The following is a 6,200-nucleotide window of genomic DNA, read 5'->3' as shown; positions in this document are numbered from 1 at the left end:
CGTCCAGCGTGCCGGACCGTACGCCGCGCTCCTGGCCGCCGCCGTGCAGCACGGCGTCGAGCGCGAGGTCGCGCCGGGCGAGCAGGGCGCCGACTCCGACGGGGCCGCCGAGCTTGTGGGCCGAGACGGTCATGGCGTCCACGCCGGACTCCGCGAAGTCGACGTCGGTCTGGCCGACCGCCTGGACGGCGTCGGTGTGCACGGGGATGCCGTAGGGCCGGGCCGCGCGCACGACGTCGCGGACCGGCTGGACCGTGCCGACCTCGTTGTTGGCCCACATGACGCTGATCAGCGCGGTCTCGGCGGCGTGGGCGGCGAGCTCGGCGCGCAGGGCGTCGAGGTCGAGCCGGCCCTCGGCGTCGACGGGCAGCAGCACGATCTCCGCGCCCGCGTGGCCCGCGAGCCAGAACGCGGGGTCGAGCACGGCGTGGTGCTCGACGGCGGAGACGAGCACTCGGGTGCGGCGCGTGTCCTGCGCGCGGCGTCCCCAGAAGATGCCCTTGATCGCGAGGTTGTCCGCCTCGGTGCCGCCCGAGGTGAAGATGACCTCGCTCGGCCGGGCGCCCAGCGATCCCGCCACCGTCTCGCGCGCCTCCTCGACGGCGCGGCGCGACGTACGGCCCGCGGAGTGGAGCGACGACGCGTTGCCGGTGCGCTGCGCCTCGGCGACGTACGCCGCGAGCGCTGCCGCCGACATGGGCGTGGTGGCGGCGTGGTCGAGGTACGCCCCTTCGGGCTCGCGATGCTGCTCACCGTGGGCGCCGCTCGCCGTCAGGGGCGTGCGCGCCGGGTCAGGGGGCGGAGTGGTCACGATCATCAAGCATACGAACGCTTCGGGGGCGGGAACGCTTCCCGAGGTGTGAGCCGCGCTATGCCCGCGCCCGGCCCGTGCCCGCCCCACGCCGGTCTCACTCCCTGGGGAACACGTGGCCCAGGTCGGTCTCCCACTGCTCCAGGGCGCCCGCGGGCAGCTGCCAGACGTACTCGTTCTTGAGCTTGCCGCTGTCCGTGGCGAACGGTCCGGTGCGGTGGGCGTAGAAGGCGATGGTGGGCAGCGTGCCCTCGGGGGCGGTGCGCACTCCGTTGTCGAAGTCACCGTTGCGACGACGCAGCTCGGTGATGACTAGGGCGCGGTACCGGTCCTGGTCCAGGGTGCCGTCCTGCGTCGCGGCGGCGCTGAGCTGGAGCGCGATGTGCAGCTGGCGGTCGCCGTTGGCGTCCTCGTAGCTGATCAGGCGGTGGTTCTCGACCGCCTCGAGGAGCTCGGGGTCGCTGTGCACCACGTCGCGCAGGGCGTCGGGGCCGATGACGGCGCCGTTGTAGTCGACGGACAGGTCGGACCGCCCGTAGTGGAACAGCAGCGGCAGGTCGAGGAACTTCTCGGCGACGACGTCGTGGTGACCGAGCTCCTTGAGCACGGGCAGCACGTCACGGACGCGCAGCACGTGGCCGCGGTCGTGGATGTTGTACCGGACGCGCGGGTTGATGTTCCGGTCGCGGGCGATGGTGACGACGAGCTCGCCGGCGTCGTTGGTCTCCACGAGGTAGTCGAACGGGTTGAACTGGAAGATCATCGGGAGCACGCCGTACTCGCCGGTCCGGGTCAGCCGCTCGGACAGCCGCGGGTCGGCGGCGACGGCGCGGCGCAGCGCGACGGTGAAGTCGGTCTCGATGCTGAGGTTGATCTCCAGGTCGCTGGCCCCGTACGAGCCGAACACGCTGTGGGCGTACTTCAGGATGTGCGAGCGCATGTTCTCGCTGATGCCCTCACCGCCGAACGCGGCCACGATGTCGTAGGCGGCCCAGTCCAGCCGGTCGTCCTCGAACAGGGACTTCAGGAACGGCGGGTAGCTGGTGATGATGTAGGTGTAGTCGGTCCCGAACTCCTGCATCGTGGCGATGACCTTGTCCTTGTCGGGCCCGCAGGACTTGATCATCGTGACCTCGGTGAGCGAGGACGTGACGTTCATGCCGGTGGCCCAGGCCCCCAGCGAGAAGGCGTTCAGCACGAACGGCTTCTTGCGCAGGGACGACGCCGTCCGCGCGAAGCCCACCTGGAGCAGCTGGCGGGTCGCGGCGCGCTCCTCGCGGCCGCGCACCCAGCTCGTGGGCGTGCCCGAGCTCCCGGAGGACTCGTCGACGACGACGCCGCGCCGCGGCAGGGTGCCGCCGATGCAGCGCTCGGGGATGCTCCACCGCTTGACGTAGGACTCCTTGTCCATCTCCGGGATGCCCCGGAACGTCTCGGCCAGCGAGCCCGTGCGGCGCAGCCTGCTGTCGCGGCCGTGCTCGGCAAGGAACGCGCGGTAGGCGGGCACCTCGCGCGCCGCGAGGTCGAACGTGCGCCAGGCCCGCAGCCGGCCGAGCCACCAGCGCAGCGGCTCGATGCCCGGCCCGAGCAGCACCTTGTGCGTGTGGACGCTGTGGGTCAGCGGGCGCACCACGGCGTCCACGAGGCCCACGAGGGTGAAGGCGAGAACTCGTCTCATCGGTCGGCTCCCAGCAGCATCGAGGCGGCCGGACGGCGGTGCGCCACCGGCGGGGTCTTGCTGTACCCGAACCGGAACAGCATCCAGGCCATGCGGTCGCCGTTCTCGTCGGCGGAGATCTCCCGCGCGAAGGCCTCGTGCGAGCCGGGGTTGGTGATCACCGTCCCGAACGGGTGCAGCCGCACGCCGTGGGCGGTGAGCTCGAGCCACAGGCGCATGAAGGTGCGTCCGGCCTCGATGTGGTCGGCCGGCCGCGCGAACGGCCCCTCCAGCCAGCCGAGCTGCCGCACCCCGCGCATCGTGTTCAGGTACATCGCGCGGATCGCCCCGCCGACCACCGGCGCGTCCCACAGGCCGCGGTGGCTCATGGCGAACCGGAGCAGACCCCCGGGCATGAGCATGGCCTCGGCGCTCAGGCCGTCGCCCCGCTCCCGGGCGTCGTCCTTGCTGAACCGCAGCCAGGTCATGATCTCCTCGTACACCGCGTCGTTGCGCAGGTCGGAGAACAGCGTCGCCTGGTTGATGTGCACCAGCCGGCGCACGACGGCGCGGTCGGCGGTCGTGCGGAACGTGTGCCCGGCACCGCGTGCGACGTCGGCCGCGGCGGCCACGACGTCGTCGGGCACGAGCCGGGCGTCGTAGGGACGGCGCGAGGTCTGGCGGGACCGGAAGAGCTCCAGCCGCGCGCGGGCGTCGTCGGACACCGGGCGCGGGACGAGTCGGACCGTACCCAGGCCGTGCAGGCGGTCGGTGCCGGAGAAGTCCATCTCGCCGTCGTCGATGCTCTCCTCGACCCCGTACCCGAGCCCCTCGGCGACGGTGCGCAGCGACTCCAGGAAGACGCCGGCGCAGACGTGGCCGAACGGGATGCCGAACGACTCCGCGGGCAGCCCGAGGTCGAGGTCGTAGTAGAGCTCGGCGGTGGACTCGTCCACCGGCCGCAGCTTGATGGGCTGGGAGTTGTGCGGGGACGGGTAGTGCCGGGCGTCCTCGACGATGCTCGGCCACGGCTCGGTGTGCGACACGAGCGCAACCTAGCGCGAGCCACCGACATGCCGACCCCAAAGACGTCAAAGCGTTATGCATGCAAAAGTGCGGGATCGCTGGTCGGGCTCGTCGAGAGCCCACAGGTCTCGACGAGCCCGACCAGCGATCCCGCACTCAGCGGGTCAGGTCAGCGACTCCTGGTCAGTGGCGGTCGCGGTAGACCTGGACCACCGTCGGGCGCGGCCCGCGGAAGTCGCCCGCCTCCGGGCGGACGCCGTCGGCCACGTAGTCCGGGAAGAACGAGTCCGGCGCCTCGAAGCTGCCGTTCTCGCCCGGGTGCTGCACGTTCACGTAGACCATGCCGTCGCGCGAGTCGACCAGCGGCCCGCAGGTCTCGGCGCCCGCGGGAACCGAGAGGAACTGCTGGACGTGACCGCGCTCGCGGCCCGCGACCGGCACCTTGAACAGGCCGTCGCACTTCGCGATCCCCGACGAGCTGGGCTGGCCGTCCGTCGAGATCCAGAGGTTGCCCTCGGCGTCGAACGCGAGGTTGTCCGGGCAGGAGATCGGCGACACGCGGTCCTTCGGGTAGCCCGCGAAGTACGTGCCCTCGACGGCGGGGTCGCCCGCGACCAGCAGCAGGTTCCACGTGAAGCGCGTGGACGTCTGGTCGCCGGACGGGATGATCTCGACCACGTGGCCGTCCCGGTTGCCGTTGACGGTGGCGCCGCCCACGACCTTGTGGGTGCGCGGGTTCGCCTCGGTGGCACCCTCGGTCGCGTTGCCCGGGGTGCGGCCCGAGTTGTTCGTGCAGGCCACGTAGATGCGGCCCGTGACCGGGCTGATCTCGACGTCCTCCGGGCGGTCCATCTTGGTGGCGCCCACCTTGTCCGCGGCGAGGCGCGTGTAGACCAGCACCTCCTCGACGGACATGCCCGGCACCTTGCTGCGGCCGTCCTTGACCAGCGGGAGCCACTCGCCCGTGCCGTCGAAGGCGCCGTCGGCCGGGACCGCGCCCGAGCCGTCGATCTGCGCGGCCGGCGAGTCGCCCGTGAACTTGGCGACGAACAGGTCGCCCTCGGACAGCAGGGTCTTGTTGTGGGTGCGCGCCCAGCGGGACTCGCCCTTGGCGACCCGCTCCTTGGACACGAACTTGTAGACGTAGTCGAACGCCTGGTCGTCGCCCATGTACGCCACGGCGTGGCCCTTGGCGGAGAGCGTGACGTTGGCGCCCTCGTGCTTGAACCGGCCCATCGCGGTGTGCTTGACGGGCTTCGCCTGCGGGTCGTACGGGTCCAGCTCGACGATCCAGCCGAAGCGGTTGGCCTCGTTCTCGTAGCCCTCGGACTGCGCGAAGCGCGGCTCGTCGGCCTCCCAGCCGTAGCTGGTGGAGCTGCCGATGCCGTACCGGGCGTCGGCGGTCGGGTTCGCTCCCGCGGCCACGAAGTAGCCGTTGAAGTTCTCCTCGCCCGACAGCACGGTGCCCCAGGGCGTGGTGCCGCCGGCGCAGTTGTTCATGGTGCCGAGGACGCGCCTGCCCGTGGGATCGGCGACCGTCTTGAGCAGGTCGGAGCCGGCGGCCGGGCCGTCGAGCACGAACTCCGTGTCCAGGTGGATGCGGCGGTTCAGCACGCTGATGCGCTGGTAGTCCCACGGCTTGCCGGTGCCGCGGCGGCGGACCTCGACGACGGCCATGCCGTGCGCGGCCCGCTCGATCGCGCGCGAGTACGCGTTCTTGGCGCGGCTGCCGTCGGCGGCGACGTCCCAGTACTTCTCGGTGGGCGGGAACATGATCTCGGGGTTGGTGTACTCGAGGTTCGAGACCAGGATGCCGCGCGTCCCGCGGTGCTTCTCACCGGGACGGATCGGCAGGATGTCGAGGTAGTCGCAGTTGTAGCCGAACTGCTTGGCCTGCTGCTCCGGCGACTGGTTGTTCGGGTCGAAGGTGCGGCCGCCCGGAAGGATCGGGTCGCCCCAGCGGATGATCGGGTCCCAGGTGTAGCCCTCGGGGACCACCAGGGCGTCGACGTCGACGGGCTGCGGGTCGATGGCGCCGAAGGACAGGCCCTTGCCGTGGCCACCGCCCGGGAACCGGCCCTCGGGCAGCGTCGCGGCCTCGGCCGACGGCGCCGTGGCGCCCTGGGCGCCGATCACGACGGCACCGGCGGCGACCGCCAGGGTGCCGAGCATCGCGCGGCGCGACAGCACCGAGCTCACGACGTCCTTGAAGTACTCGTTGGCGCTCTCGTTGGGAGCGGGGTGCAGGCACGCGTCGTTGCACTTGAGGCGACAGGTGACAGGGCTGCGCTTGCCACGCGCATGCGTGTGCACCGTCAGCAGCGGGCGGTTCTCAGGGGTAATCGTCATCGGAGGCTCTCCGGTCCGAAAAGGGGGGTGGGACGTCGTCAACCTAGGAGCAGGCGATGTCTGCCCTACGAAAGGTCAGGTACGCCCAGGTGAACGGAAGGTGGCCAGGAGGTGGGGCCGCAAGAGCGGCCGCTAGCCGACGAGAGCGTGGCTCGTGACGTCCAGCCAGCCCTCGGCGCGCAGGAGCTGCTCGGCGCCGCGGGAGCGCAGGCCGCGCTCGCACACGACGACGACGGGCCCGTCGGCAGGGTGGTCCAGCAGCTCGGCCGGGAACCGGCCGGCGGCGAGGTCCTCCAGGCGCGCGAAGACGGCGCCCGGTACGGCGCCCGGGACCAGGCCGACGTCGAGGAGCAGGAC

5 protein-coding genes are annotated in these 6,200 nt (G+C 71.6%); all 5 read right to left on the bottom strand.

The features are described from left to right. The coding region (locus PROKR_RS19920) for a cysteine desulfurase family protein (protein ID WP_245605900.1) at window positions 1-697 on the bottom strand (697 nt) is incomplete at its 3' end. Window positions 698-908: 211 nt separating this feature from the next. Further along, the gene (locus tag PROKR_RS19915) at window positions 909-2,489 is read right to left on the bottom strand and encodes a phenylacetate--CoA ligase family protein (protein WP_036966186.1); all 1,581 of its coding nucleotides are present in this window, start codon (window positions 2,487-2,489) and stop codon (window positions 909-911) included. Next, window positions 2,486-3,514: a hypothetical protein gene (locus PROKR_RS19910; protein ID WP_036966184.1), complete on the bottom strand. Its 1,029-nt coding sequence runs from the start codon at window positions 3,512-3,514 to the stop codon at window positions 2,486-2,488. The genes PROKR_RS19915 and PROKR_RS19910 overlap by 4 nt, the downstream gene beginning before the upstream one ends. 163 nt (window positions 3,515-3,677) lie before the next feature. Beyond that, window positions 3,678-5,843 carry a PhoX family protein gene (locus PROKR_RS19905; protein WP_036966181.1) on the bottom strand — a complete coding sequence of 722 codons (2,166 nt, stop codon included), beginning with the start codon at window positions 5,841-5,843 and terminating at the stop codon, window positions 3,678-3,680. 132 nt (window positions 5,844-5,975) lie between these two features. Beyond that, on the bottom strand, window positions 5,976-6,200 hold a 225-nt coding region (locus tag PROKR_RS19900; RefSeq protein ID WP_036966178.1), incomplete at its 5' end, for a rhodanese-like domain-containing protein.

Origin of the sequence: Promicromonospora kroppenstedtii DSM 19349 (assembly GCF_000515355.1) — a bacterium.
Classification (GTDB): Bacteria; Actinomycetota; Actinomycetes; order Actinomycetales; family Cellulomonadaceae; genus Promicromonospora; species Promicromonospora kroppenstedtii.
This window is presented reverse-complemented; position numbering and strand designations above follow the sequence as displayed.

Coding starts and splice junctions, on each gene's coding strand:
- PROKR_RS19915 (WP_036966186.1), bottom strand. CDS start 2,489: ATGAGACGAGTTCTCGCCTTCACCCTCGTGGGCCTCGTGGACGCCGTG.
- PROKR_RS19905 (WP_036966181.1), bottom strand. CDS start 5,843: ATGACGATTACCCCTGAGAACCGCCCGCTGCTGACGGTGCACACGCAT.